The following is a 23,017-nucleotide window of genomic DNA, read 5'->3' as shown; positions in this document are numbered from 1 at the left end:
TTGTCTGGGTTGCCCGGAAACCTGTCTCTAAAACGAACGGTTAAAGGACAGTATTTCCAATGTACGATCTCTCTTGTTTCCCGATTATTGTTGTTGCGGGAAAACCGTTTTCATTGTCCACCAATAGTGTTGGAGAGGCGCTAGGGATGGGGGCAACTGGTGGTATGGCTTCAATTGGCCGTATGTTGTCAAAACAAGTAGAGACCTCCAATCATACTGCGGAGGGGCTCATTCAATTTCTCCACCTGAGAACCGTTACAACACGACGCGCCTTTGACCGCTCTAAACGATGGTGGGGTCGTTGGTACAATAAAATGGCCGGAGAACACCCAATTTATGTTCAACTGAGTGGCCATCACCTTGTCCAAGTTCTGACAGCGACGGGACAGGACGACGAAACCGCAAAAATACCCCGAAACGCGCAATGCGGTATCAGGGTGGATTTTTCTGAAGACTATTTGGCTCTCCTCAAAGAAAAATACTATGCCAAGAAGCGGTGACATCCTCGGTTATGCGCGGGTATCAACGTCTGAACAGGACCTGTCTGGCCAGATCACGCGACTCAAGGATGCGGGGGCCATCCGCGTCTTCGAGGATGTCGTTTCGGGCAAACAGTTCGACCGCCCCGGCTTGTCTGCGCTGATGGATCATACCCGCCCCGGCGACAGCTTGGCCGTTACCCGCCTAGACCGGCTCGGGCGCTCGCTCAAAGAGCTCCTGGAAACTGTCGAAAACCTGAAAGAGCAAAACATCGGGTTGATCAGCCTCGAAGAACGGATCGACACCACATCCGCCGCTGGTGAACTGATCTTCCACGTTTTTGGAGCCATCGCCCATTTCGAGCGCCGGTTGATTTCTGAACGCACCAAAGACGGCATTGAAGCCGCCAGAGCACAGGGCCGAAAGCCTGGGCGACCTCCCCTCGAACCTGAAACGGTCTTGGCGCTGCAAAACCTCGTCCAAGCCGGAATGACCGCCGGACAAGCCGCCAAACAAATCGGCATCGCAAGATCAACAGCTTACAGACTGGTCAAGGAAGAGGGATAACCGCAACCATCAGGTCTTACGGTGTCATTCTGCCCCGAGCCGGAACAGACCCCTATTACGAGGCGGAGGTGGTAGTTCCAAACGTGGCCCATGGTGCGGACGGGCAGCGTAGTTTTTACGACCTGGTCGGGCCTTGCGGTGCTGGCGCTTTGCCGGTTTCGGGGTGCAGTGAACCATGTGGGGCAGGCCCTCGCCGGAATCCCGGCCCTCGCCGCCACCCTGGTTTGCCGACGCCCCGAGGGAGCAACCTGATACCGGAGGCATGAATTCTCTTCACATTCCTGTGCCAGCCCTATGCAGACAGGTGTCCAGCCGTCAGGATTGCGCATCCACCGACCGGAAATTCCAATGCGCCGTCTTGTCCTGTTCGCCTTTCTCTTCGTCGCCGGTACAGCGCTCGCCAGCCCCGACCGCTGGGAACTTGAGTGGCCGCAGACCAATTTCAGCCGCAGTGCGGTCACGGATTGGTCCGAGATTCAGTCCGGCGGCCCGCCCAAGGACGGAATCCCTGCGATCAGCGATCCCAAATTCCTGCGCGTTTCTGACGAAACGAGGCTGGGCAAACGCGAGCCGGTGATCACGCTTGAGGTCGACGGGGCCGAGCCTCGAGCCTATCCAATACGCTATCTGATATGGCACGAGATTGTGAATGACAGGGTCGGCGAAATCCCGGTGGCCGTCACCTATTGCCCATTGTGCAATTCCGGCATGAGCTTCGATCGGCGCACCGCTGCGGGCACGCTCACCTTCGGCGTCTCAGGCAAGCTGCGCCATTCCGACATGGTGATGTATGACCGCGAAACTGAAAGCTGGTGGCAGCAGGCCATCGGCCGGGCCATCGTCGGCGATCTGACAGGCACGGAACTGAAGACCCTGCCCACTTGGATGGAAAGCTGGGAGGAGTTCAGCAGCCGTAACCCGGATGGGCTGGTGATGAACGAACCGACCTATAATCGCGACTATGGGCGCAACCCTTATCGCGGCTACGACACCCTGTCGCGGCCCTTTCTCTATTCCGGAGAAAACCCGCCCCATGGCATCAGCCCACTGGCGCGCATAGTCCGCGTCGGCGACAGAGCCTGGACTCTGGAGAGGCTGAGCGCAGAGGGCGAGATCTCTGAGGCCGGGATAACGCTCTCCTGGCGCGCGGGGCAGGCCTCGGCCCTCGACACCGGGCGCATCGCCAAGGGGCGCGATGTAGGCTCAGTCCGGGTGCGTAACGCATCGGGACAAAATATCGCCCATGATGTCATGTTCGCCTTTGCATTCCACGCCTTCTGGCCGGAAGGCAGATGGATGCTGGCCGACGGGGGGTGAACGTGCCGGGCCCTGCATCGCCAGCGACTTCCCGGTCACCCATTGCTGGGGGATTGTTAGATAAATCGATCTGATACCAATTGAGAGGGAGTTTCAGAACCAGCCGCCTTCATTAGCTTGGCAAAAGTCAATAAAACCAAAGAGTTTAGGATCTATACGTAGCAGTCGGGCGAGGATGAGGACTCAAATCCGCCCTTTTTCGGTGGTTTTCGCCGCCGCAAGAGGCAAAATTCGAGTCGTTCCACACTTTGTGCAGCTAAAGCGTCGGGCGAATTCTTTGAGCCTTGTGTAGCCGTTGTATTTGGCGAAAAAGGTCCATTATGTCCGAGTTCATCGTGCCGATCCATCAGCATATTTGGTATTGCAGTGAACGGCAGGAAAGCGGGCTGCAACCGCAGAAACTGTGTGAAGTGAGTAACGGCGGGAAAGGGCCGCTGAGTGAAGTGTCATAGAGACAAGCTACAATCTTCGAATGCGAGAATGGCTTGCCAAGATCAATTTGACGCCTGAACAGTATGGTGCTCAATTATTGACATTGCAGCGAGGGTTGAGGAAATCCGATTGATGTAGGGCGCCCAAAACGGTGGACATGTTGAACAGATTTGGACACCTTAGTACACCGCCCGTCGGACCTTTTCGTTTTATTGCGTTGGACGTTGAAACAGCGGGAAAATCGATCAGCAGCATCTGCCAGATCGGGCTTTGTTTTGTCAGCGACACAGGTTCCATGCAGACCTATTCCGTCTTGGTTGACCCAGAAGGACCGTTTGATGCATTCAATACTGAGCTGCACGGGATTTCCGCTGAAACCGTGAAGGAGGCTGAGACATTCCCGACGGTCTATGCGTCCTTGTTTGAGGTCCTCAACACGCACTGCCTTGTGCAACACAGTAGGTTTGATGAAAAGGCAATGACGGCTGCTTGCGCCCGGTATGGCTTGCCAATGATCACGTCGCATTGGACGAACAGTGTCGCGATTGCCCGTCAAGCATGGCCATCATTGAAGGGTGCCGGTGGGCACGGGCTGGCAAATCTTAAGAAACACCTTGGCCTTGAGTTTTCTCACCATGATGCAGGTGAGGACGCCCGAGCTTCGGCCTCTGTGATCTTAAAGGCAGAAGAGATTTTTGGCGCGCCGTTGCCCTATCTCAGGACAAACCGCCAGTTGACCTTTGCTTTCGAAAATCGATCTAAGAGATAACCGGTTAAAATCCCTGAAATTCTGCTTTACTCAAACGTGTGGAAAGGGCTGAACTAGCCCTTTCGTTTTCAACGCACTGACGACGGCCAGGCCGTATTCCAGACCTTGGATGCCACTCCCCGATCAATCGATTTTGCCCGTGATCTTCATGCTTTACGAAGTTGGTTATGCTTGGGCTATCGCCGGGTAGCAGCGGATCTTCGCCCTGTGACCAAGTCAATTTCCATGCAGGTGGTCAAATCGCGGCTTCCGTCTTAGGGTCGCGGTTGTCTCAAGCAGAGGATCTTAGTGTGGCCAGCTCAATAGTTGAAGAAGACCTGACAATCGAAGGCAACGTCAAGTCAAACGGAGGAAGTGTTGACGTCAAAGGCAATGTGGTTGGGGATGTCAGTTCTGACTCGATTACTGTTCAATTGAGCGGATCTGTCGCTGGCGCATTGTCGGCCAAAAAGATCACGATAGAAGGCAAACACAATGGCTGCTTGAGTTGCGACAATCTGAAACTTACGTCGACTTCAAGGGTTCAGGCTGATGTCGTGGCCAGGACGATGGAAACCGAGAGCGGTGCCAGGGTTGTGGGCAAGGTCGAAATCACCGGTGTACAATAGGGCCGTTCTGGCCGGGTTCTGTGGCCAGGACGAACATGAGTCACTGCGATCGCCCAGTACTTGGAGAACCTTTGGTCGGCCTGCACCACGCTGTGATGATCACGAGCTGGAAAACCGATTGCCCAAACACAATTCGGATCTCATCGGCGAGCCGGATCATTTCCGGTATTCAGAGAGGCCAAGCTCGTCCCACATCCAGCTGAAATCATAACCTGCGACGGGCGAGCCTGTCTGTCGGGCACTGCGGTTTTCGATTGTCTTCAGCCAGTCAATCACCGCTTTCTTGCCCTTGGCGCTGCGAACGGCCTAGCGTGGGGTCTTGTCTCCCAGCGCCGGGATCGGCTGGTCGAGCGTCTCACGGTAATGCCGATCGAGATACTCCTGGGCGAGCTGCCGGGCTAGGGCAGGGGGGATGTCTTCGTTCACAGCGGGTCCGCTCTCGGGATTATCCTTTGCCATCATCTGTTCGACGGTCTGGATCTCTGTCAACGGCGGCTTCACCAGATCACCCAGCAGCTCAAGGATAAATGCTTCGCCGCGTCTCGCACGCGCGACTGAATCTACAGACAGTGTCAGCGCCTTGCCTTTCAGAGACAGAGATCCGAGGACAGCAGCGCCAGACATCGACTTGTCCAGAACCAGGCCGGTCCCGCGTCGCGGGCCGCTTGCGTTGTCCAAAGCCAGCCATGTCCATTCTTTCTGACCCGAAGCCACAAGTTCAGCGGCCTGCAACAATCTCTCTGAAACTCGGTTTTGTGTAACCCCGGTGGCGAAAGGGAAGCGCAGCTCATGAAAAACCAGGTCATCACCATCACTGTTGGTGATCTGCGGCAGTTCCGGGTCCAGCAGGTTTGGCAGATGTGCAAAGAGCCAGGCATTGGCGAACAGTGGTGCCGAGCGCCGTAACTGTTCCTGCGTCAGTCTCAGGTCATCTTCGGCGTTCAGTTTCAGGACGGTCTGAAGCACATCTTCGAACATCACGACGGCATCGGCGTTGAACGGAAGCAGCGCCCCTGAGATTACATTGTGGTCACCTTGCGGGACAATCCGAACAGCAATGCGATCCCATTGTTGCAACATCTGCGTGGCGCTTTGTTCACGAACAGTGACCGGGCCCGCGTCGGAGAGCAGGTCCCGAAGAACCATGGTTTTTCCTGGTACTATATTGCTGACCTCGTAAAGGCTGATTGGGGCAATCCGCAATCCCGCGATATAGGATCGAGTCTGGGGGCTCTCCTTCGATCCCTGCCGCTTCAGATAGACATCCGCGGCGTTTTCCTTGTCTGGCCCGAATGTCCTGCCCAGCAGATCTTCCAGACCACCGCCCCACAGGACCATTGGCCAGTCGTCGCCAAGCACTTCGCCCAATTCCTCAAAATCGAGATCGAATGTTTCGAGGGCCGGCAAAAAATGCTCTGCCGGAACATCCGCAAGCCGCTCGGGCCAAATGTCGTCGCGGGTGATGCATCTTATGAGCCTGTCAAGATCATGTCCCATCGACCTGCGCCTTTCTTCATCAATTACCAAACAGCTGCGACCAAGCGCAGATTGCGGCCGTCAGCCAGAGGTCAGACCTGCGTTGGCGCAGATTGCCTTGGTGGTCACGCAGTGGAATAGTTATTGCCCGGGCTTCTGCACAAAGAGCTCCGTAAAGAGCGCTTCCGATCGGCGCAGCCCGTCCTCGGTCAGTACAACTGACTTCACCTTACCTTTAGGGTCCAGGATCATTCCTTTGTGGTGCAAGCGGTTGAGCGCGCCCCAGTCAAAACCTTTCCAGGCAAGCCGCTCGTCATGCAGCGTCAGCCAAAGCAATGCCAGAACCACGTCATCTACCTTGTCTTCATCAACGTCCATGACCACAGCGGACGCCATCAGGGCCGGGTCCGTCAAGGCTTATTGCTGTCGATCCAGCGGGACATCAGTGAGCGATCCCGAAAGCACTCGTCCGGAACAGCGCTGCGTTTGATCCGCGCGATCCGCTCTGCGAACGCCACCTGTTTGGAGCTTGGCCGGGTATCACGAACGCGAGGTGCTGATCTCTGCGTATCAATCCACTGACTCAAAGCCCGACGGTCCTGCTGGATATCCCAAGGTAGAACGACGTTTTGCTGCTCTGCGATCTTACGTGCGTAAGCAAGTTGTTTGGCCGTGGCTGGCAGTGCGGTTTGTGTCTCTGAAATGGCAGTTTCGGACATCTGCTTCCCCCTTTGGCGGCACCATGAATTGTAGAACAAAAGAGGGGTAAAAGCAAGTATGTTGTAGATAGAGGCGCATATTACACAATATGTAGTGCTAGTATGTTTCTAGCGAGTTGAAAGCAATTCAGAGCACCTCACTGCTGATAATATCAGTCAAATGATGGGTTGAGATCCGCGCACGCTGCGCGGCTCGCATGGATCAATGGACAGGGCAAGGGATCGGCGCGCCGTGCGCGCTCACCCCAGCCCTGGCATTGTCATGATTGGCTGAGCAGACTGCGTGGCGGTCTGCTGCGCTTGGTTTTCCCGAGCGTCAGGGGGCCGAAAAGCTCTCGTATCTGATCCGGCCCAGGGGAGGGCGCAGGGAGAGACCCGCGCCGGGGCGCGGCTCGCATTTCTCTTTCCAATGCGCTTCAAGCAGAAATCGTACAAATCCCGGTTCCTCCCACGCGGCGCGCGCGGGTCCCTCCCAAATTTGCCCGATTTCAGCCTGACCCCCAGTCCTCAGATCAGAAGCGGATCTTTTCCATCGGCCCCCTTCCTTTCCGGGGAAAAACGCGGAGGGGTGTGGGGGGCGATGTCAAAGCCAATGGGTCGTTCCCTTGACCCATTGGACCAAACCGAACCGAGGGCGGCGGGGCCGGGCGCAGATCGGCCATCGCTCCGCCACGAAAGAGAGGTCACCCATGGCTGCAAACGCAATTGAGACCGAAGAAACAGACCCCGTCGATTACGCGCTCATCGCCCAGCAGAATGACGCGTTTCGCAAACGTTTGCCCGAGGGCGGCGAAGGGATGTTCGTCCAGACAAATGCCATCGACAATATGGGCCCCGGCTTTGTCGCGGCCTGTCTGGCGGCGGTTACAACTTATGACGGGTTCACCGAAGACAACGACCCCTACGGCACCCACGAGATGGGTTTCATGGAGGTCATGGGCAAAACCGTCTGGTTCAAGATCGATCTCTATGACGAGAATTATCAGTGCGGGACGCCAGCCCCCACCGATCTGAGCAAGACCCGCCGCGTCCTGACCTTCCTGTTTCCCAGCGACTACTGAATTCGGCAGCGGGTTTTCTCCCTGCCCCGCGCCGAGGCTGGCCTGTCGAGCAGGCCCAAGGGGGGGCGATGAACGCCCTTCCCGCACCATCACCACAACGGAAAGGAAGGTGAGACACATAGACCATGAGACGAAGAAGCGCCGCGTCGTCGAGGCTTGGGCGCTTCTCAGGAAGGGCGACACCTTTGGCATTGGACGCCGCTTGCGGGCTCATCTGCAATGCTGTCGCTGAAAGACCGGATGCGCGCTGATCGAAGAGCTGGCTCATCGGATGATTTTCCCTGTTTTCAATAGACGACGACATCCCGGTCCACGAGAACAGTCACCATGGCGCCCTGATCGACATAAATGGTCGGTGCAATGGAAACCTGATCTGCAATGACGGAATTTGTGGCGTCTTCCAGATCTCCGGTGACTTCTCGAGCCACGTCGCGTGCCAGGTCGTCCTCGATCTGGTCTGCCGCGACTGCGGGGGCTGCCCCAATGATGGAAATCAGCGCTGCACCGCCAAAGCGTTCATCGAACTTGGTGTCGACAAGCCCGGTCAGACCGGAACGGCCAAGCGGATCGCCACCCACGGAAGCGATCTGCATCGATGTCCCGTCAGGGGTGAGGATGCGGGTCCAGAGGATAAGAATCCGTTTCTGGTTCACTTCTACGCCCGACCGATACTGGCCAAAGAGACGCGAACCACGCGGGATCAGGACCCGATTGCCGGAAAACGCATAAACGGGTTCGGCGACAACGGCCACGACATTGCCTGGCAGATCGCTGTTGATCGCTGTTTGCAGTGCGGCCTGAATAACAGAACCTTGCGCCAGCGTGTGATCGGGATCTTCCATCCGGGCAGCTTCTTCAACCTCCAGTGCCCGCGCCGCCCGGCGCAGATAGGTTTCGTTTTCGTTCAGCGGGAGCTCACCACCAGTCACTGGGCCAGTCCCGCCGCGTGCCGCAGCCGCTCTGGCTGTGGCCCCGGTAGAATACACCACCGCTGGAGAGGTGACCTGCGCTGTCAGGAGCTGGTGCGCTTGTAGCTCCGCTTCATGGCGCTTTTGTTCTTCTTCCTGTCTGCGCCGTTCGTCGAGTAACTTCTGATCCCGGATCAGCGCGTCGCTGGCGCGGTCTGCTTCGAGCGCTTCCCTTTGTGCCCGTTCCGCCTCAACCTGGCTTTGTAAGGTATTCAACCGTGCTGCGCTTTCCCGTTCCAGCGCGGAGAGCTTTGCGTCCCTATCAGCGACTGCGGCTTCTAACGCCTTGGTCTGCTCACCAAAGGCCTCTCGCAGATCACTGACGGCGGATTGGATTTCGGCATTGCGTTCTGATTGTGCCGCAGCCAGCGCGTTGCGCAGCTCCGCCAGTTCAGCAAGCAATTCCGCGCCCGGATCTGCGGAAGATACATCCGTAGCAGGGAGGTCCAGCGCCTCTTCGACCGCGATCAAAGCCTCGTCCACACGCCGATCAGTGTCTTCTTTGGGAAACTCCAAACGACCGCCTGTCCGCAGGCGATCATTCTGAAACACGTCCACATCCGAGGTCTGCAGCCGGTCAACGTCATCAGTCCAGTCCTGTGCCAGAAGATAAGCAATGCCTGCACCACCCAGACCCATGGCGAAGGCCAAGGCGGGAATGCCAAACCTGCGCCGTGCGCCCGCACTGTGTGACGTGCTGAAGGTCTCAAGACGCTTTTGGAGGTTGGGATCATCAGACATGGTTCAGTTCCCCACCGATACGGCGGATGTATCGCGATAGATGCAAAGCGCAGCTTCGCCGAGGCGCAGGGTCCAGAAGGAACTTGTCCCGGTGACGCGGACCGTGTTGCCCTGTTGGGTCCAGTTCACTGTGCGCTCGCGCCCCTGATTGTCCGCCTTGAAGATGGCTGGCTGGCGCGCATTTTCCGGGAAGGTGAAAAAGGTAAAGCGCCCGTCATCATAAACGCCGACGGGCTGGAAATCGCTTCTGCCTGCGAGCTTGTAATTGAAGTTGCGCGGTGCTGCGAAACCTTTGACCCTTGCGCTGGCAGAGCTCGCGCGCCTTGCCTCCCCCGGATAGCGAAATCGCACCTCGAAGAACATGCCGCCGCGCCCAGGCAAGGACCCTTCGCGCAGATGGAAGACATAGCTGCGGCGATTGGTGATGACTGTCATGTTTGTGGAGGCGTTCCGGACATGAGGTTTGATGGTCAAGATGTTGCCGAGTTCGGGAATGGGATCGACCTGAAAGCTCTCCGTATCCCCGACAATGACCGCTTCAAAACGCTCGCCCTGACCAAACTGGATTGTGGTGGAGTGGCGCAGATCGGTCTCGATGCGAAAGACCTGATTGATGTCATAGACCGCATAACGGATGCGTGTGTCTTTTGGTCCACCCTGCGGTGTGGCCTCTGACAGGGCGATGCCCGGAATGAGTGCGAAAAGGAGAACAGGAAGGGTGAAGCGCATCACTCAATTCTCCAGCGTTTCTGCATCGACGCGATAGGATGTTACGACGAAGCCCAGCGGGTTGGACCAGACCTGCTGCAACCGCTGGCGGGTTTCCGGTTTGAAAGCGTAGGCGAGCGTGGCGACGTAAGGCCGTGTAACTGTCCTTGTGTCGCGGGGATTGCGCAGGGTCCTGGTGAAACGCACCTGTGCCACACCGGGCTCGATCTGATTGACCGAACGGATCACCACATCGATCCTGGCCTCCCGCCCATAGATTGTGATCGGGTAGTCCGGGTTGGTCGAGGACCAGAGATCACGCAGGGTTCGTTCAGCGTCCTCATCCGAACGTTGCAGTACGGAATTGATCCGCTGTTCTCCATCGGTCAGGTCATAGGTTTCCCGGTCATCGACATAGGCGACGAGATTGGCCTGGATGATCGCATCACTTTCATCAAGGCTGAGCGCCTCAACAGCGGCAACGCGGTCCATCTCACCGGTGTCTTTGTCGACGACAACCACGAAGGTTTCGATTGTCTTGAGTGGGAACAGGGTAATGGCGCCCACAAAGCCGGTGAGGCCGACAATGACGCCCGCTGCGGCTATGAAATAGGCAAAGCGTTCTCTGCGTCGGGGTCCGAAGATGAAATCTGCCTCGAAGGCATCTTGATCGAACGGCGCCCGGGTCATGTCTTCTGGGAGGCCATGAAGGCGCGGAAGGCTTTTATGCGCGCGAGTGACTGAGCGGGGGTGCGTCGGATGATTTGGTTACTCGCCGTTGCTGCAGCACTGATATCCCGGCGGATCTCGAAAGGCGTGCGGCCCGTCAGTACACGGCCTGCACCGCCCATACCGTACGCGCTTGCATTGACGACGCCTTGCCGTGCCAGTCCGGTCAGACCGATGGCATTCGAGGCAATCCCCATAACACCAGTCAGGTTGGACGCAATAAAGGGCACGGCGGCCATGATCCCGGCCGAGAGCAGCAGGATCACGAGGAAAGGCAGGATCAGGCTGATGGTCTCGACATTGTCTGGATCAACGGAGGCTTCACCGACAGCTTCGGCAATAGCGACGATTATTCCGGCTGCACCGGCCGCCGCGACCGGCATCAAGGCGTAGCCGATCGTGGCGCGGGTCCAGGCTTCGAAGAGGGATTGGGTGGGTTTGAAGAGCGAAGTGAGGATCATGAACGGCGCGATCACGATCATCAGGGTAAAGACTATCCGTGCGTAGGCGATGATGCCTGCGGCGATCGCGGCAAAGACAGCCGATAAAACAAAGAATATCGCTCCAAGAACAGCTCCGAAGACCCAACCGGCCCGGTCCCCGATGGCATCGCCATAGGCGGTAATCCGGATGACCATGCTGTCGAGGCTTTCATAGACGCCAGCTTCGTCGCCGGAATCTGTTAGGTCGAGTATCGAAGCTCCAATACTTTCAGGGACTTCTACGGCGATACCATAGACAACCGCAAAGTTGTCCCAGCTTTGAGCAAAGATACCTATGAGCGCGACCTTGATTCCAAAGGCAAAGGTGCTACCAAAGGTCATTGGTCGAAGCTGCATGACCACATTGATCCCCATCAGGATCAACAGAACAGTCGCACCAACGGAAAGGACATCGCCCACCGCTCCAGCAGAAGCAACAAACCCTTCTTGAGATACTGTGGCTATAGCGTCGTCAACTTGCTCAAGTATGTCAGAGATTATTCCCATCAGCGCTCACAAGCCTCATCGCGTTGAGCAAGCAAATCGTCGGCTTTTTCTCTCAGGTCAGATGTATCGAAAGGTCGTCTGGGGTCGTTTGAGGTATGAAATTTGAGGCCTGCTTGCAAAACCTCTTCCCATTTGATCGCAGATAGATAGCAGTCGCATGAACCAGTCTCTTTCCATTTCTCAGCGGCCATTATCCGTAGGATCGCGCGATAGCCGTTTCGAATATAGGCCGTCTCAGCCAGATCCTTCGGTGGCCGCGGCGCCTTGCATTCGACGTGTGCGCCTTGAGGCTGCGCCATGGTCTCGAAAGTCCGCTCCGAAGATTGGGGGTTAGCGTGAGCGGGGAGGCAGATGAGAGCTGCACCAGCCCATACGATTGTCGGAAACTGGATCATTTCGGAACCTCCATGGAGCGGAATTTTCGTTCTTCAGCCAATGTAGCAGCGTCAACCAATCCTAGCTGACCGCCATTGACGCCCGCGGCAGCTTCGAGCCGCCAGATTTGCGTGAGGATGATCCCCAGCTCCGCGGTCACACGGGTGTTGAGATCGACGGCGGCTTTCAGGCCCTGCTGGTCGTCAATCAGCCCCACCATAGTTTCGAGCCGCCCCAGACTTTCGCCAGCCTCAGCGTGACTTTCCTGGGCGGCCATTGACAACATCGCGCTGGACCCGGCACGGGTCGCCAGCCGATTGTCGGCGGGTTCTTCGCTTGTTGCCAGAACGGACAGGCGCTCCTGCGTGAACCCGCTTCCCGACAGAACACGTTCCACCGCCGCATCCAGTTCCGCATCAGGTCGAAACCCACTCAGAAAATCCCCGCTGGACAGAGCTTCTACGGTGGCCAGCGGCGCGGTCAGCTTGCCGCGCACCCGCTCGAACTCCCGGGCCGAAGCGAACAGCTCACCCAGCTCATTACCCTCGCTTAAAGAGGCCAGCTGCGCTTCGAGGTTCAAAAGCTGACTGAGCTGGGTTTCCACCTCTTGCCGCATGGTGGCCAGCTGCTGAAGCTGGACGTTCAGATCCTCGGCCATGTGTTCAAGCTGCAGCACCAATTGGCGCAGGTTCGAATTGTCGAACGTCGGAACACCCTGCGGAGTTGCGGGTTTTGGAGACATACCCAATACCATCACTGCAACCACCAGACTCAGAGAATTCCAGTTCATCGAACCACCTCCATCCTCATGAATTCCCGCTCGGCCAATCGGTCTACTGCCAGGTGCTGACCATGGGCTGCCACGCGCTGTTGGTTGGCTGCCATCAAGCGGGCCCGCAGATTGAGAATGCGACCGATCTCGGCCTTGGCGTAGGTGTTGAGTTCTAATGCGCGTTTGACGTCAGGCGTTGAATCGATCTGACGAATGATAGCCGCCAGCCGGTTGATTACCTGCTCGGTTGTGGCATGGTTGTCCGCTGCATAGTAAACGCTGGCTTCGGAAACACTGCTGTATTCCGCCAGTGCCATATCGGAGGGGGACAATGTGCCAAGCGCGTCCGCCCCGCCAATCACGGCGAGGTACTCATTGTAGTAGCGCGAGATATTGCGGACGTAGCCCTGGGTTTCGGGGAAGGGTGGAACGCCACCGTAGTCCTGCACCCGCCCGGGTCCGGCATTGTAGGCCGCCAGTGCATGCGGAATGGTGCCGAACGTGTTGAGCTGGGTTGTAATGTAATGCGCGCCGCCCCGCAGATTGCCCATCACATCATAGCGATCCACACCCAGATCATCAGCCGTTCCCGGCATGAGCTGAGTCAGGCCATAGGCCCCGACCGGGCTTTGCGCGGAAACACTGAACCGGCTTTCCTGTTTGACCAGCGCCTGGAACAGGCAACGCCACTGGGTTGCGGAAAGGCTGGCGCGGCGCACTCCTGGCGCATCTGCGTATTCGCCGGCAACCCGGACAATCATCATCTCAATGGTCTCCCGGGTCTCGCCAAAAAGGCGATTATCCATCGGGTGAGTGGAGACGGCGGGATAGATTTCATCGGCGGGGAAATCGGCATTACCTTCCAATGCGCGAATGTCGAGCCCCGGTCCGGTCAGGGTGGCAGAGATCCCATCAAGCGCCCGCAGCTGATCCGCCTGAACGGATGAAAGAGTCCGGCCGGTGCCCAATTGATCTCGCTGAGCTTGCAGGTCTTTGCCAAGGCCAGAGAGCAACAGGGAGAGCTGACCCAGGCCCGCATTGTCCTGAACCGGCACACCTTGCCCCTGCACCGGAGAGGCGGAATGGGTGGCGAGTACAATAAGGACGACGGCGGATTTCATTGGAGCCCCTCAATCTCTACGAAGCTGCAATCTTTTGCAGGGAAGGCGGCGAAGGACAGGTATGAGGTGCTGCCGCGCGTCACGGCTGGTTTGCCATCCTTGCCGAAACAGGGCGATGTCGCATCGGTGTATTTCTCACAAGCCGCCAATGAGAGGATCAGGAGGACAGGTTTCAGCTGCATGCTGCCCTCCAGAATTCAGGCGTGCTGCGCCAATCCGCACCGACACGGGCCGCGCCGGAGCAGCCTCCGCCCAGAATGGGTAACAGGGGGCCGAGGGCCGAAAGATCCGCATCGACAAGAACGGAGTCGCCTGCGGATCGCACCAACGCGACGCGTTGACCGGTTGTTGGCTGGGAGAGCAGTGCCGCTTCTTTTTCATTCACGCGCAGCAGCTCATAATCGGCGGCTGTGGCGCGATCATTGGGAAACAGGATCTGGGTCGGCACTGTCTCAACGATTGTTTTGCCGACCCGCGCCGCGCGCAGCTGTCTGGGATATTGCGTCAGCATGACCACGGCGCAATTCATCTTGCGCAAGGTGACCAGCCAGTTTTCCAGACGGGCCGCAAAATAGGGATCATCGAGCAGTTTCCAGGCCTCATCCAGAACAATCAAGGTGGGACGACGATCTTCCACGATCCGTTCGATCCGGCGCAGTATGTAGGACAGAACCGCCATGCGCTCCGTCGACATGTCGAGAATTTCGGTCATGTCGAAGGCAATGATGTCACCCACCATCTCCAGGGCGTCTCTGCTCTCGGGCTTATCGAACACCCAGCCAAAACGTCCTCCGAGAGCCCATTCACCAACGCGGGCCTTTAGCTCGCCCTCATCATCCAGTGCCTGAAAAAGCGTCTGAAACGATGCGAAGTGCTGCAGGGAGACACCCGCTTTGGCATTCTGAGACACGGCACTCTGGATCTGGCGCGATTGTTCCCCGGACAGATCCCCGGCGCGCGACAGCAATGTGGCAAGCCAATCGGTGAGCCAGGCCTGTCCGCGCTCATCAATCTCGGTCTGTAGCGGGTTCAGACCCGTCGGCATGCCAGCCAGGATGGTATTGTAGCACCCGCCCAGGGCACGCACGGCCATTTCCAACCCGCGATCCTTGTCGAAAAAGAAAAGACGCGTTCCAATGCGCTGCGATTGCGCCGCCAGGAAAGCGGAAGTGAGGGTCTTGCCGCTGCCGGTGCGGCCCAGAATGAGTGTATGACCCACCGTGGGCTCGCGTTCGGGTGATCCCGGTTCATGAAAATTGAAGCTGTAGCCGGAGGCGGTGGATGTAGGGAACACCGTCAGTCGATGGCCCCATGGCGTCTCTATGTCAGATCGGCCTTCGACACTGCCATGCAGGGCCGAGAAGTCCGCAAAATTGATCGTGGAGATCGGCGTCTTGCGGGCACGGTATCCAAAATTGCCCGGGGCTTGCGCAAAATAGGTGGCCTTGAGTGCCATGCTCTCCCGGACGATCACCGCCATCATGTCCTGCCCCAGACGTTTTACCTCCGCAGCGGCCTGTTCCAGCGTTGCCTGATTTGGTGCGTAGACCGCGATCGACAGGTGATGATCCCCGAAAGCAATGCGCCCGGCCTCCTGATCATCAGCAGCCTCTAACAGCTGTTCGCGCAATGACACCGCGGCATCATCAGCCGCCCGCATTTGCCGGATGATCCTCTGGATGCGCTCTCCCATGATGTTTGTGGGGATCGGTGTGAAGGAATTTGTCAGGACCACATCAAGCGGCAGGTCGAGCCCGTCAAAAAGTGAGACATCGGTCTGGGGCGGATAGTTCTTGATGCTGAAGAGCGCGCCAACGCGGGCCAAGCCCGTGTTTCCACAGATGAGGCGCGCCGTGTTGCCATCAAAGGTGGCGCGGCAGGATCCTAGTGCGTAGGAGAGGGGCAGGGGGGAACAGGGTGGCGCGATTGGCGCAAACTGACCGGTGAGCAGTGCTCCGAGATAGCCCAGCCATTCGCCTGTAGTATTGTCCAATCGCTTTGGCTTGGCACCAGAGAGCGCGGTTTCAAAAAAGCCGGTGACCTCGTCCAGCTCGCGGACCCGGGCATCCCGGGACTTCATCCATGTGTGTTTGGCGATCGTACTCAACAACGGCACCCGAGCGCCGATGTCCGGGCGTCGGAGAATGCTGAGATAAAGCTGCGGCTTTTTGCAGTTGAGACTTGCAATATGTGTCTGCCAGCAGCGGTCGATCTCGGCCGCAAAGACATTGCCGGAGACTGGCTTGAGTGTCAGGTTCTGCGGCACAAAGATTCGATGCACATAAAAGCCGTAGAGATTGCCCGTCTGCGCGATCACAGCAGCAACAGCACGTTTCATCGCATCCAGGTCTGCGTCAGGCGTCGTGGAGGCCGCCAGACCGTCAAGACGCAGCGTGGCCATCAGGTCGCCTTCGCGCAGTATCATCACATCCGGTTTGGCAAAGGTGAAATAGGGCAGATGCTCCGACAGATAGCGTTCGCGTGTCAGTGCTGGCCCGCTGGCCTCAAACACCGCCGTGCCGAGTTTGGCGTATCGCAACCCGTCAAATGCCATAGCTGTCCCCGCCATGAAGGGCGCGGTTGCGCGTGCCGCGCACGGCCCCGAATGAGACGCGCAGCACTTCGAAGAAATGCGGTTCTTTATCCGCGACAAACCAAAGAACCGGATAGGCCAGAGCACCCATCAGAAAGAAGATCAGCGATTTGGTCCAGATGAAGGGAAGGACAATCGCCAAAGATAAGGCGACGAGATACCCAACAGGAAGACCGAGATATTTGGGCGGGCGGGCAAGGCCAAGAAAGAGCGGGGACCGTATCATGTCATGGGTTTCCGGCATCACGTGAATCCCGCCACAATGGTGCCGGCAGAAAAAATCAACACGATTCCGATGACCACTGAGGCAAACCAGCCCCAGTTGAGCCGACCCATCATGCACATGAAGCCCGTGCCAATGACGGCGAGGGTTGCCACGGCAATGCCGATCGGACCGGTCAGCGCAGCTTCGACGGTTTCCAACATGGATTGGATGGGAGAGAGATCCTGCGCGAGAGCCGGGGTGGCCGTCATGAGGACTAAGCCAATCAGCAGAGGCAGATGTCTTGAGGGTTGGTGTTGCATAGAGCTCCCTCGTTCCGATTATGGTCGGCTCACCTCATTACGTTGAAATCACGGCCGCTCTGGCGGCATAGCGGCAAATGCATGTGACTTCGGTTCCGTGCTGTGAGTGGGTCGAGGTGAACCGACCGGGTGTTGCCCAGGCACAACCGCGGATCGCGTGTCTGCGCGCGCGCTTCCGTTGGTTCTGGTCCGGGCTGCCGTGTTCGAAAGCCGCGCGCGGATGTGATGCACGCGCGCGATGTAGGTTTGAGTTTCTTTGAAGGGCGGGACGCCGCCATATTCAATGACGCGATGCGGGCCTGCATTGTATGCCGCCAGCGCGAGATCAATGTCCCGGAACGCGGCAAGCTGAGCCAGAAGATAGCGCGCCGACCCGTCCAGATTTTCGGCAATATCCGTTCTGTCTACGCCCAGGTCACGGGCGGTAGCCGGCATCAACTGACCCAGCCCGTAAGCGCCCTTTGGGCTGATGGCATGTGGATGATAGGCACTTTCGGCTTCAATCAGAGCCCGAAACAAGGCGTGCCAGTCTTTGGAGGTCAGGTCTATTTGCTTCAGCGCAGTGTTATGTGCATGGCGATCCGCAGTATCACTGATTGCGACCAACACGTCTGCTGACGCTCTGGCGCGCGATCGCACGCGTTGGGGCGATTGTTTTCCCTCGTTGCTCAGTTCATGAAACGTCCAGCCGTCAGTTGTCCGGACGCTTCCGTCCTGTCGGAAGATCATCGCCTCCGCCGGGAGGGTCGAAGGCAATAGAGTAATCCAGCCCAAAACACAAAGGACGACCATCGCCGAATTCAACGTGATGTTTGAAGAGACCCGGCCAGATGTTGAAGAGCCGCGCATCCGGTCCGTAGGGACCGAACCTTGTCGCCACCAGAATGGCTTCCGGTTCTCCCTCACGGAGATAGACGCATTGGTAGCGGGGTTTCCCATCGTCCGCGAACTCGACAAGCTCATACCGACAGCGGAAGTCGACTCCAGACTCGATGAGGTCTTTTACCCCATCAATAGTAATCAAAATCTGATCTCTTGCTATCGGCACCTGGACTCCCCCTCTGGGAGTCCTTCTAACAATTGGCAGGATTGCGCGCAAAGGCACTAGTAATCAATATGGAATATTGCGCAATACATCAAATAGGCGGAAACTGGCCGAGTCACATGGTGGAGGACATCATGACTTACCATCGAATATCTGCTGCCATTCTTGTCATAAGTGTGTTGCTCAACCCCAAGCCTGTACGCGCCTATGACATGGATTGTGCCATCATGCTGTGCTTGGCAGGGGGCTTCCCATCCAGCACGGTGTGTTCTGCAGCTTATGCAGAGATGATCCGCCGGATCACCCCCTGGCCGAGCCTGCCGCCTTTTGGCGTTTGTACTTATGCAGCCATGCCTGTTTCCCAAGGCGGGCCGGGTGGCCTGGAGGCGCTGGATGTTTCCACTCAGGACTACGCCTGGTTGCATCGAACGCGGGTTCTCTGGTGGCGCGGGCGGTCCTACACGCGAAAAGACGAACCTCGCCAATGGGATTGGTCGGTCAAATCCTGTGACCATGAAAACCAGAACTGCCACTTCATAGTCCAAGTCAGGGGTGCATATCGTCCATGGCCCGGTTCATTCACGTCAGAAAACGGCCAAACCGTTCCAACCCCACGACAGGGCGGCGTCTGGTCCTATTCCAGCCGGGCCGTGATGATGGAATACAGTGACTATGATGGTGGATTGGATTTCACAGGTTGGGTTCACTACTGATCGGAGCCCGGATGATCGATGTCGCGTTCTTTGACTTGTGCAGGGCAAATGGAGGCAGGGTCCATGAACCAGCAGCGTGTTACCAGGCCTGTGTTCCAGAGATGCTCTTGCCAGACGACGCGGATGGTTTCGTCGGTTTCGACGAAGCCCTCACGGACGGGATAAGCAATAGTCAGGCGGTTGCGCATTGGCGCACCCCAGGTGATGGGTTGGAGGCGGTATTCTACTTATAGGAGAAAATTGGCGCGCAGGCTCGCACCTCTGAGCGACGGGCCGGTGTCTGGCGAGTTCTCGCCGTCATACGCTGCGAAAATTTCCGTTTCATTGCGTCGACCGGAGAATATTATCGCTGATGAAGCTTTTCAGTTAGCTGGATCAAGTGAAACATACGCTACAAGGCAGTTGCAGTCATGCGCATTTTTGACACGCATATACTATGGCGATATTATGCGTGCATAAGGAGAGCATTACAATGAACGCTCAAACGCGAAAACCCACGAACTTGTCGCTCGATAGCGCATTGCTGTCCGAAGCCAAGGCGCTGAAGGTGAATCTGTCCCGCGCGGCAGAGGAGGGCGTGCGCGCCGCAGTAACCGCGGCAAAGTCTGAGCGCTGGAAAGCCGAAAACGCCGCAGCACTCAGAAGCTCCAATTCATATGTTGAGCGGCATGGTCTTCCGCTGGAACGTTTCAGGCAGTTCTGATGCCAAAATTCGATGTCTTCCCAAATCCATCCGGCGATGGCTTCCTTTTGGATGTCCAAACGGATCTCCTGAGCGACCTGAATACTCGCGTTGTTGTACCGCTGCTGCCCAAGTCAAGGGCACCAAAACCGGCGGCGCGTCTCAATCCGGTTTTTGACATTGATGGTGAACCGGTCGTCATGGTCACACAGTTCATGGCCGCAGTTCCGGTTGGAATCTTAAAATCCCAGATTTGCAACTTGAGTGACGAGTTCGATCAGATCACCGTCGCGGTCGACATGCTGATGCAAGGATTCTAGCACGGCGGACCTCAATGTTGGTCTGGTTCTCTGATCGCCGCCGTTCAAATTCGAAGATGGTTGCGGCGAATAGCACCAGATTCAAACGCCTCATACTCGGTAAAGGACGGTACCGCATTTGCGGTTTTCAGGTCTTTGGCTACGGTGAGTTTCCGAGAAAAAATGGACTCAATAATCTCCTGATGTAATTTTGAGATTGTGGGCGGCATGTCTATTTTAGCACGTACTGGTTTTCCCAACCGGATTTCAGAGGGGGTATTGAGTGTGACTTGCCGCCCAACGAACTCCCAGAAAACCACAGTCAGCACGCCTGGAGTATTGCAGGGGTTACGTGATCGTCGCAAAAATTGAATCAGGAACAGGATGCACGGCATGAGGCGAGTTTATTGCCGACTTCTTGGACATAGATGGCTCGTTCGTTTCGCCGGAGGTTCATCTGTTCATCAATGTGCCCGCTGTGGTGTCGCCGGTGATGCGTATGGGAATGAAATTCGCTGATCTGACAGCGGGACTCATGTATATTTAACATAATTGCAATTTACACCGCTTGAACCTGTACCCGGGTGGATTCACAAACGAAGTGCAAATTCTGTATCAAAACAGATATTTGCATGGAGGATACTGAATGGGAAGCTGCTGCCCTCACCTGAGTTTGGAAGAACGCCGGAAGATTGCCAAGTGGCGCGAAGCCAAAATGCCGGTGCCAGAGATCGCGGATCGGATGGGTCGCGCTTCGTCGACGATCTATCGTGAACTTAAACGCAATTTCTTTAGAGACAATGAGTTGCCGCAGCTGAACGGGTATCACGCGATAGCAGTGCAGAGCATGTATGAACGCCGCCGGGCCATCCATCGGAAGCAGTACGGGAAGGTCATAGCCATAGGTCAGCGTGTTGTCGGGGGTCGCGTTGAGTACAGCTGACGTCGAGGATCTTATGGCTGTGAGGGGCGTGATCGTCACCCGGGAAGCAGTTCGGCTGTGGGTCAATCGCTTTGGTCGACACTTTGCAGATTGCATCAGGCGCGATCGTCCATGGCCGAATGACAAGTGGCACATGGACGAAGTCGTGATCGCAATTCGTGGCAAGAAGCACTGGTTGTGGCGCGCGATCGCCGCAAATGGCGACGTGCTCGACATTCTCGTGCAAACTCGCCGAAACGCCAAAGCTGCAAAGCGCTTTTTCAAAGGGCTGGTTGTCAAATTTGGCGAACTTAGGGTCCTCGTAACCGACAATTTGCGCAGCTATATCAAGCCGATCAAAATACTGGCACCGGACGCTGACCACCGCGCCCACAAAGGCCTCAACAACGCGATCGAAGTCTCGCACCGACCGACTCGCAAAAGAGAGAAGCTATTCGGCAAGTTTAAGTCTCACTTACAGGCTCAGAGATTTCCGTCTGCGCATGACCAAATCAACCTGATTTTCCGTCCCCGCCGATATCTACTCACCGCAAACTCTTACCGCCACGCGCGTTCCGACGCATTCAATCTCTGGGACGATTACAATGCGGAAATGACGACTTGATCCTGCCTTGGCCAATGCCTCACAAGCTCACGTTAACAACTTGCCAATACCAATCACTGACATAGCAGCGATGATCAGGAGGCGTCGGATACGGCTGGCACAGCGAGCCGTCATGTATTGGTTTTGAAACCTCACCCTTCTGTATCTCCGGTTTGCTATGTTGCCCTCGTCAGCCGCCTTGGCCGAGGTTGCTGACAGGGCGGTGTATGGCGTCTTGGCCCAGCATCTGGCGGGTTGTGCGCATCGCAGTTTCAAGGGGCTGCGACTGCCGCGATATTTTTGCCAGAATACTAGCTCCAATCCACAGCTGATATAGCGTTGCGGCCACCTCGCTCGTGTTAGCTTGCAAATGAATGGACTGGTCTTCAAGCCCCTTCTCCAGGACATCGGAAACCCGCGCGACAATTCCGTTGGTTCCTTCGTTTAGGGCACGGCGCATAGGATCTGATAAATCTGAAACCTCTGCGCCCAATTTCACCACAAGACATCGCCCCTGACAGGCGTTTGCCGCCTGGGTTTCGCGCCACTGCGAAAAGTAGAATATCAGCTTTTCGACGGCACGCAGCCCTGACTGCCGAAACATCTGGTCCATCCACGTATGATAATCTTCGAAATAGGACACCAGAAGCGCCACGCCGAATTCATCTTTAGAGCCGAAATAGTGATAGAAAGATCCCTTGGGGACACCGGCAGTCCGAAGGATTTCGGCAAGGCCAACAGCGCTAAATCCTCTCTGGCTCAGCAATTCGCCTCCGGCCTTCAGAATGCTGGTTCTGGTATCCGGCGCTTGTATTTCGGCTGCCATCACATGTTCTCTGATTTGTTATAGTCAGTCAGTCTATTATTTTAATCTGCTCCACGCAATCTTCAATACGCCCATACTAACGACCCTAGGCAATGCGCAAATTTGCATTTGAAAAGTTCGAAGAAATTTTCAAACTACTACTAGACGACTGGTCTATTAGACGCTAACTACCCACCTGCAATGCAAATCAGCAACAAAGACGTCTTGTCGCCCGACCAAATAACACCCTTAAGAAGGAACGATGCTCATGAAAATCCTGATGGTTCTGACCTCACACGAAGATCTGGGCAATACCGGCGAAAAAACCGGCTTTTGGCTCGAAGAGCTGGCAGCACCCTATTATGTCTTCAAAGATGCCGGAGCAGAAATCACTCTGGCTTCACCCGCAGGTGGCCAGCCGCCGCTCGACCCAAAAAGCGCCGACGAAGGTTTCCAGACCGACGACACCCGCCGATTTGACGCAGATGAAGCCGCCCGCGCACAGCTGGCAAACACCAGGAAACTGAGCGACGTCTCTGCTGATGAATTCGACGCCGTCTTCTACCCCGGTGGCCACGGTCCGCTATGGGATCTGGCAGAAGACGCGCGTTCGATTGCTTTGCTGGAAGCCTTTGCAAAAGCTGAAAAGCCGAGCGGTCTGGTCTGCCATGCACCTGGCGTTCTGCGTCAGGTCAAAGCCCTAGACGGCAAATCGATTGTTGCAGGCAAAACCGTCACCGGCTTTTCGAACTCGGAAGAAGATGCGGTTCAACTGACCGATATCGTTCCTTTTCTGGTCGAAAACATGTTGAAAGACAACGGCGCAACCTACTCCAAAGGTAACGACTGGGCGTCCCATGTTGTTCAGGACGGGCTGCTGATCACAGGTCAGAACCCTGCCTCATCTGCTGAGACTGCAACCTATCTTCTGCGTGCGCTGGACCGCTAAAACACCACCCGGCGGCTCAGCCGCCCGGTATCTATTTGTTGATCGGAA

Annotated in this window: 29 protein-coding genes and 1 pseudogene; 12 read left to right on the top strand and 18 right to left on the bottom strand. The window is 56.7% G+C overall.

Translation table 11 applies throughout. From position 1 onward, the window contains the following. The first annotated feature begins 59 nt into the window (after window positions 1-59). The 5 genes from MHN28_RS19870 to MHN28_RS19850 all read left to right on the top strand — a co-directional run bounded on the left by MHN28_RS19870 (window position 60) and on the right by MHN28_RS19850 (window position 4,173). Window positions 60-500, top strand: a complete 441-nt coding sequence (locus MHN28_RS19870; protein WP_239344316.1) for a hypothetical protein — start codon at window positions 60-62, stop codon at window positions 498-500. Beyond that, window positions 484-1,047, top strand: coding sequence for a recombinase family protein (locus MHN28_RS19865; RefSeq protein WP_239344315.1), 564 nt, complete (start codon window positions 484-486; stop codon window positions 1,045-1,047). The genes MHN28_RS19870 and MHN28_RS19865 overlap by 17 nt, the downstream gene beginning before the upstream one ends. A gap of 348 nt (window positions 1,048-1,395) precedes the next feature. Beyond that, on the top strand, window positions 1,396-2,364 hold the full coding sequence (locus MHN28_RS19860) for a DUF3179 domain-containing protein (protein ID WP_239344314.1): 969 nt from the start codon (window positions 1,396-1,398) through the stop codon (window positions 2,362-2,364). A gap of 589 nt (window positions 2,365-2,953) precedes the next feature. Next, window positions 2,954-3,565 carry an exonuclease domain-containing protein gene (locus MHN28_RS19855; protein ID WP_239344313.1) on the top strand — a complete coding sequence of 204 codons (612 nt, stop codon included), beginning with the start codon at window positions 2,954-2,956 and terminating at the stop codon, window positions 3,563-3,565. A 290-nt stretch (window positions 3,566-3,855) separates the two neighbouring features. Further along, window positions 3,856-4,173, top strand: a complete 318-nt coding sequence (locus MHN28_RS19850; RefSeq protein ID WP_239344312.1) for a polymer-forming cytoskeletal protein — start codon at window positions 3,856-3,858, stop codon at window positions 4,171-4,173. A 306-nt stretch (window positions 4,174-4,479) separates the two neighbouring features. Here MHN28_RS19850 and MHN28_RS19845 read toward each other — a convergent pair whose 3' ends face one another. The 3 genes from MHN28_RS19845 to MHN28_RS19835 all read right to left on the bottom strand — a co-directional run bounded on the left by MHN28_RS19845 (window position 4,480) and on the right by MHN28_RS19835 (window position 6,368). Beyond that, window positions 4,480-5,670: a hypothetical protein gene (locus MHN28_RS19845; RefSeq protein WP_239344311.1), complete on the bottom strand. Its 1,191-nt coding sequence runs from the start codon at window positions 5,668-5,670 to the stop codon at window positions 4,480-4,482. Between the two features lie 120 nt (window positions 5,671-5,790). Continuing rightward, complete coding sequence (locus MHN28_RS19840) at window positions 5,791-6,063, bottom strand: DUF6429 family protein (RefSeq protein WP_239344310.1); 273 nt, start codon at window positions 6,061-6,063, stop codon at window positions 5,791-5,793. Then, window positions 6,060-6,368 (bottom strand): hypothetical protein, encoded by a 309-nt coding sequence (locus MHN28_RS19835; protein ID WP_239344309.1) that lies wholly within the window; start codon window positions 6,366-6,368, stop codon window positions 6,060-6,062. The genes MHN28_RS19840 and MHN28_RS19835 overlap by 4 nt, the downstream gene beginning before the upstream one ends. Before the next feature lie 689 nt (window positions 6,369-7,057). Here MHN28_RS19835 and MHN28_RS19830 point away from each other — a divergent pair. After that, the gene (locus MHN28_RS19830) at window positions 7,058-7,429 is read left to right on the top strand and encodes a DUF3768 domain-containing protein (RefSeq protein WP_239344308.1); all 372 of its coding nucleotides are present in this window, start codon (window positions 7,058-7,060) and stop codon (window positions 7,427-7,429) included. A gap of 287 nt (window positions 7,430-7,716) precedes the next feature. Here the strand turns inward: MHN28_RS19830 and MHN28_RS19825 are convergent, their stop codons facing one another. The 13 genes from MHN28_RS19825 to MHN28_RS19765 all read right to left on the bottom strand — a co-directional run bounded on the left by MHN28_RS19825 (window position 7,717) and on the right by MHN28_RS19765 (window position 17,998). Further along, entirely contained in the window at window positions 7,717-9,138 is a 1,422-nt protein-coding gene (locus tag MHN28_RS19825; protein WP_239344307.1) for a TrbI/VirB10 family protein, read from the bottom strand. A 3-nt stretch (window positions 9,139-9,141) separates the two neighbouring features. Next, on the bottom strand, window positions 9,142-9,867 hold the full coding sequence (locus MHN28_RS19820) for a TrbG/VirB9 family P-type conjugative transfer protein (protein WP_239344349.1): 726 nt from the start codon (window positions 9,865-9,867) through the stop codon (window positions 9,142-9,144). A gap of 3 nt (window positions 9,868-9,870) precedes the next feature. Beyond that, complete coding sequence (locus MHN28_RS19815) at window positions 9,871-10,536, bottom strand: virB8 family protein (RefSeq protein WP_239344306.1); 666 nt, start codon at window positions 10,534-10,536, stop codon at window positions 9,871-9,873. Further along, window positions 10,533-11,564: a type IV secretion system protein gene (locus MHN28_RS19810; protein WP_239344305.1), complete on the bottom strand. Its 1,032-nt coding sequence runs from the start codon at window positions 11,562-11,564 to the stop codon at window positions 10,533-10,535. Before MHN28_RS19810 ends, MHN28_RS19815 begins: the two co-directional genes overlap by 4 nt. Then, the gene (locus tag MHN28_RS19805; RefSeq protein WP_239344304.1) at window positions 11,564-11,959 is read right to left on the bottom strand and encodes a hypothetical protein; all 396 of its coding nucleotides are present in this window, start codon (window positions 11,957-11,959) and stop codon (window positions 11,564-11,566) included. Before MHN28_RS19805 ends, MHN28_RS19810 begins: the two co-directional genes overlap by 1 nt. Continuing rightward, window positions 11,956-12,729, bottom strand: coding sequence for a type IV secretion system protein (locus MHN28_RS19800; protein ID WP_239344303.1), 774 nt, complete (start codon window positions 12,727-12,729; stop codon window positions 11,956-11,958). The genes MHN28_RS19805 and MHN28_RS19800 overlap by 4 nt, the downstream gene beginning before the upstream one ends. Then, window positions 12,726-13,832: a lytic transglycosylase domain-containing protein gene (locus tag MHN28_RS19795; protein ID WP_239344302.1), complete on the bottom strand. Its 1,107-nt coding sequence runs from the start codon at window positions 13,830-13,832 to the stop codon at window positions 12,726-12,728. Before MHN28_RS19795 ends, MHN28_RS19800 begins: the two co-directional genes overlap by 4 nt. Beyond that, the gene (locus tag MHN28_RS19790; RefSeq protein ID WP_239344301.1) at window positions 13,829-14,014 is read right to left on the bottom strand and encodes a hypothetical protein; all 186 of its coding nucleotides are present in this window, start codon (window positions 14,012-14,014) and stop codon (window positions 13,829-13,831) included. The genes MHN28_RS19795 and MHN28_RS19790 overlap by 4 nt, the downstream gene beginning before the upstream one ends. Next, complete coding sequence (locus MHN28_RS19785; RefSeq protein WP_370645764.1) at window positions 14,005-16,386, bottom strand: type IV secretion system protein B4; 2,382 nt, start codon at window positions 16,384-16,386, stop codon at window positions 14,005-14,007. Before MHN28_RS19785 ends, MHN28_RS19790 begins: the two co-directional genes overlap by 10 nt. Next, complete coding sequence (locus MHN28_RS19780; RefSeq protein WP_239344299.1) at window positions 16,376-16,651, bottom strand: type IV secretion system protein VirB3; 276 nt, start codon at window positions 16,649-16,651, stop codon at window positions 16,376-16,378. The genes MHN28_RS19785 and MHN28_RS19780 overlap by 11 nt, the downstream gene beginning before the upstream one ends. Before the next feature lie 17 nt (window positions 16,652-16,668). Then, entirely contained in the window at window positions 16,669-16,950 is a 282-nt protein-coding gene (locus MHN28_RS19775; protein WP_239344298.1) for a TrbC/VirB2 family protein, read from the bottom strand. Between the two features lie 48 nt (window positions 16,951-16,998). After that, on the bottom strand, window positions 16,999-17,559 hold the full coding sequence (locus tag MHN28_RS19770; RefSeq protein WP_239344297.1) for a lytic transglycosylase domain-containing protein: 561 nt from the start codon (window positions 17,557-17,559) through the stop codon (window positions 16,999-17,001). Between the two features lie 82 nt (window positions 17,560-17,641). After that, window positions 17,642-17,998 (bottom strand): hypothetical protein, encoded by a 357-nt coding sequence (locus tag MHN28_RS19765; RefSeq protein WP_239344296.1) that lies wholly within the window; start codon window positions 17,996-17,998, stop codon window positions 17,642-17,644. Window positions 17,999-18,129: 131 nt separating this feature from the next. On the opposite strand from MHN28_RS19765, the gene MHN28_RS19760 reads away from it, so the two are divergent. After that, on the top strand, window positions 18,130-18,708 hold the full coding sequence (locus tag MHN28_RS19760; protein WP_239344295.1) for a hypothetical protein: 579 nt from the start codon (window positions 18,130-18,132) through the stop codon (window positions 18,706-18,708). On the opposite strand, the gene MHN28_RS19755 is transcribed toward MHN28_RS19760, so the two are convergent. Next, window positions 18,702-18,896, bottom strand: a complete 195-nt coding sequence (locus tag MHN28_RS19755; RefSeq protein WP_239344294.1) for a hypothetical protein — start codon at window positions 18,894-18,896, stop codon at window positions 18,702-18,704. The two genes, MHN28_RS19760 and MHN28_RS19755, sit on opposite strands and share 7 nt — an antisense overlap. A 284-nt stretch (window positions 18,897-19,180) precedes the next feature. Between MHN28_RS19755 and MHN28_RS19750 the strand changes: the two genes are divergently transcribed. From MHN28_RS19750 to MHN28_RS19735, 4 genes and pseudogenes are all read left to right on the top strand, one after another. After that, window positions 19,181-19,411: a type II toxin-antitoxin system CcdA family antitoxin gene (locus MHN28_RS19750; RefSeq protein ID WP_239344293.1), complete on the top strand. Its 231-nt coding sequence runs from the start codon at window positions 19,181-19,183 to the stop codon at window positions 19,409-19,411. Further along, entirely contained in the window at window positions 19,411-19,710 is a 300-nt protein-coding gene (locus MHN28_RS19745) for a CcdB family protein (protein ID WP_239344292.1), read from the top strand. Before MHN28_RS19750 ends, MHN28_RS19745 begins: the two co-directional genes overlap by 1 nt. A gap of 625 nt (window positions 19,711-20,335) precedes the next feature. Continuing rightward, a complete protein-coding gene (locus tag MHN28_RS19740; RefSeq protein WP_370645763.1) occupies window positions 20,336-20,632 on the top strand; it encodes a helix-turn-helix domain-containing protein in 297 nt (98 codons plus the stop codon). Further along, window positions 20,616-21,236, top strand: a pseudogene (locus MHN28_RS19735) (IS6 family transposase); the annotation flags it as partial. The gene MHN28_RS19740 and the pseudogene MHN28_RS19735, both read left to right, overlap by 17 nt. A 169-nt stretch (window positions 21,237-21,405) precedes the next feature. Here MHN28_RS19735 and MHN28_RS19730 read toward each other — a convergent pair. After that, a complete protein-coding gene (locus MHN28_RS19730) occupies window positions 21,406-22,041 on the bottom strand; it encodes a TetR/AcrR family transcriptional regulator (RefSeq protein WP_239344290.1) in 636 nt (211 codons plus the stop codon). 247 nt (window positions 22,042-22,288) lie between these two features. Here MHN28_RS19730 and MHN28_RS19725 point away from each other — a divergent pair, with 247 nt between their 5' ends. Further along, entirely contained in the window at window positions 22,289-22,969 is a 681-nt protein-coding gene (locus MHN28_RS19725) for a type 1 glutamine amidotransferase domain-containing protein (RefSeq protein ID WP_239344289.1), read from the top strand. The last annotated feature ends 48 nt before the right edge of the window (window positions 22,970-23,017 follow it).

It is taken from the genome of Ruegeria sp. Ofav3-42, from assembly GCF_022347725.1.
Lineage (GTDB): Bacteria > Pseudomonadota > Alphaproteobacteria > Rhodobacterales > Rhodobacteraceae > Ruegeria.
The sequence above is the reverse complement of the archived record's forward strand: the minus strand, read 5'-3'. Positions and strand labels throughout refer to the sequence as shown.

Bases quoted from the DNA above. Each gene is read 5' to 3' on its own strand.
- MHN28_RS19870 (WP_239344316.1), top strand. From the start codon at position 60: ATGTACGATCTCTCTTGTTTCCCGATTATTGTTGTTGCGGGAAAACCG.
- MHN28_RS19865 (WP_239344315.1), top strand. From the start codon at position 484: ATGCCAAGAAGCGGTGACATCCTCGGTTATGCGCGGGTATCAACGTCT.
- MHN28_RS19860 (WP_239344314.1), top strand. From the start codon at position 1,396: ATGCGCCGTCTTGTCCTGTTCGCCTTTCTCTTCGTCGCCGGTACAGCG.
- MHN28_RS19855 (WP_239344313.1), top strand. From the start codon at position 2,954: ATGTTGAACAGATTTGGACACCTTAGTACACCGCCCGTCGGACCTTTT.
- MHN28_RS19845 (WP_239344311.1), bottom strand. From the start codon at position 5,670: ATGGGACATGATCTTGACAGGCTCATAAGATGCATCACCCGCGACGAC.
- MHN28_RS19835 (WP_239344309.1), bottom strand. From the start codon at position 6,368: ATGTCCGAAACTGCCATTTCAGAGACACAAACCGCACTGCCAGCCACG.
- MHN28_RS19830 (WP_239344308.1), top strand. From the start codon at position 7,058: ATGGCTGCAAACGCAATTGAGACCGAAGAAACAGACCCCGTCGATTAC.
- MHN28_RS19825 (WP_239344307.1), bottom strand. From the start codon at position 9,138: ATGTCTGATGATCCCAACCTCCAAAAGCGTCTTGAGACCTTCAGCACG.
- MHN28_RS19820 (WP_239344349.1), bottom strand. From the start codon at position 9,867: ATGCGCTTCACCCTTCCTGTTCTCCTTTTCGCACTCATTCCGGGCATC.
- MHN28_RS19815 (WP_239344306.1), bottom strand. From the start codon at position 10,536: ATGACCCGGGCGCCGTTCGATCAAGATGCCTTCGAGGCAGATTTCATC.
- MHN28_RS19810 (WP_239344305.1), bottom strand. From the start codon at position 11,564: ATGGGAATAATCTCTGACATACTTGAGCAAGTTGACGACGCTATAGCC.
- MHN28_RS19805 (WP_239344304.1), bottom strand. From the start codon at position 11,959: ATGATCCAGTTTCCGACAATCGTATGGGCTGGTGCAGCTCTCATCTGC.
- MHN28_RS19800 (WP_239344303.1), bottom strand. From the start codon at position 12,729: ATGAACTGGAATTCTCTGAGTCTGGTGGTTGCAGTGATGGTATTGGGT.
- MHN28_RS19795 (WP_239344302.1), bottom strand. From the start codon at position 13,832: ATGAAATCCGCCGTCGTCCTTATTGTACTCGCCACCCATTCCGCCTCT.
- MHN28_RS19790 (WP_239344301.1), bottom strand. From the start codon at position 14,014: ATGCAGCTGAAACCTGTCCTCCTGATCCTCTCATTGGCGGCTTGTGAG.
- MHN28_RS19785 (WP_370645764.1), bottom strand. From the start codon at position 16,386: ATGGCATTTGACGGGTTGCGATACGCCAAACTCGGCACGGCGGTGTTT.
- MHN28_RS19780 (WP_239344299.1), bottom strand. From the start codon at position 16,651: ATGATACGGTCCCCGCTCTTTCTTGGCCTTGCCCGCCCGCCCAAATAT.
- MHN28_RS19775 (WP_239344298.1), bottom strand. From the start codon at position 16,950: ATGCAACACCAACCCTCAAGACATCTGCCTCTGCTGATTGGCTTAGTC.
- MHN28_RS19760 (WP_239344295.1), top strand. From the start codon at position 18,130: ATGACTTACCATCGAATATCTGCTGCCATTCTTGTCATAAGTGTGTTG.
- MHN28_RS19755 (WP_239344294.1), bottom strand. From the start codon at position 18,896: ATGCGCAACCGCCTGACTATTGCTTATCCCGTCCGTGAGGGCTTCGTC.
- MHN28_RS19750 (WP_239344293.1), top strand. From the start codon at position 19,181: ATGAACGCTCAAACGCGAAAACCCACGAACTTGTCGCTCGATAGCGCA.
- MHN28_RS19745 (WP_239344292.1), top strand. From the start codon at position 19,411: ATGCCAAAATTCGATGTCTTCCCAAATCCATCCGGCGATGGCTTCCTT.
- MHN28_RS19740 (WP_370645763.1), top strand. From the start codon at position 20,336: ATGGGAAGCTGCTGCCCTCACCTGAGTTTGGAAGAACGCCGGAAGATT.
- MHN28_RS19730 (WP_239344290.1), bottom strand. From the start codon at position 22,041: ATGGCAGCCGAAATACAAGCGCCGGATACCAGAACCAGCATTCTGAAG.
- MHN28_RS19725 (WP_239344289.1), top strand. From the start codon at position 22,289: ATGAAAATCCTGATGGTTCTGACCTCACACGAAGATCTGGGCAATACC.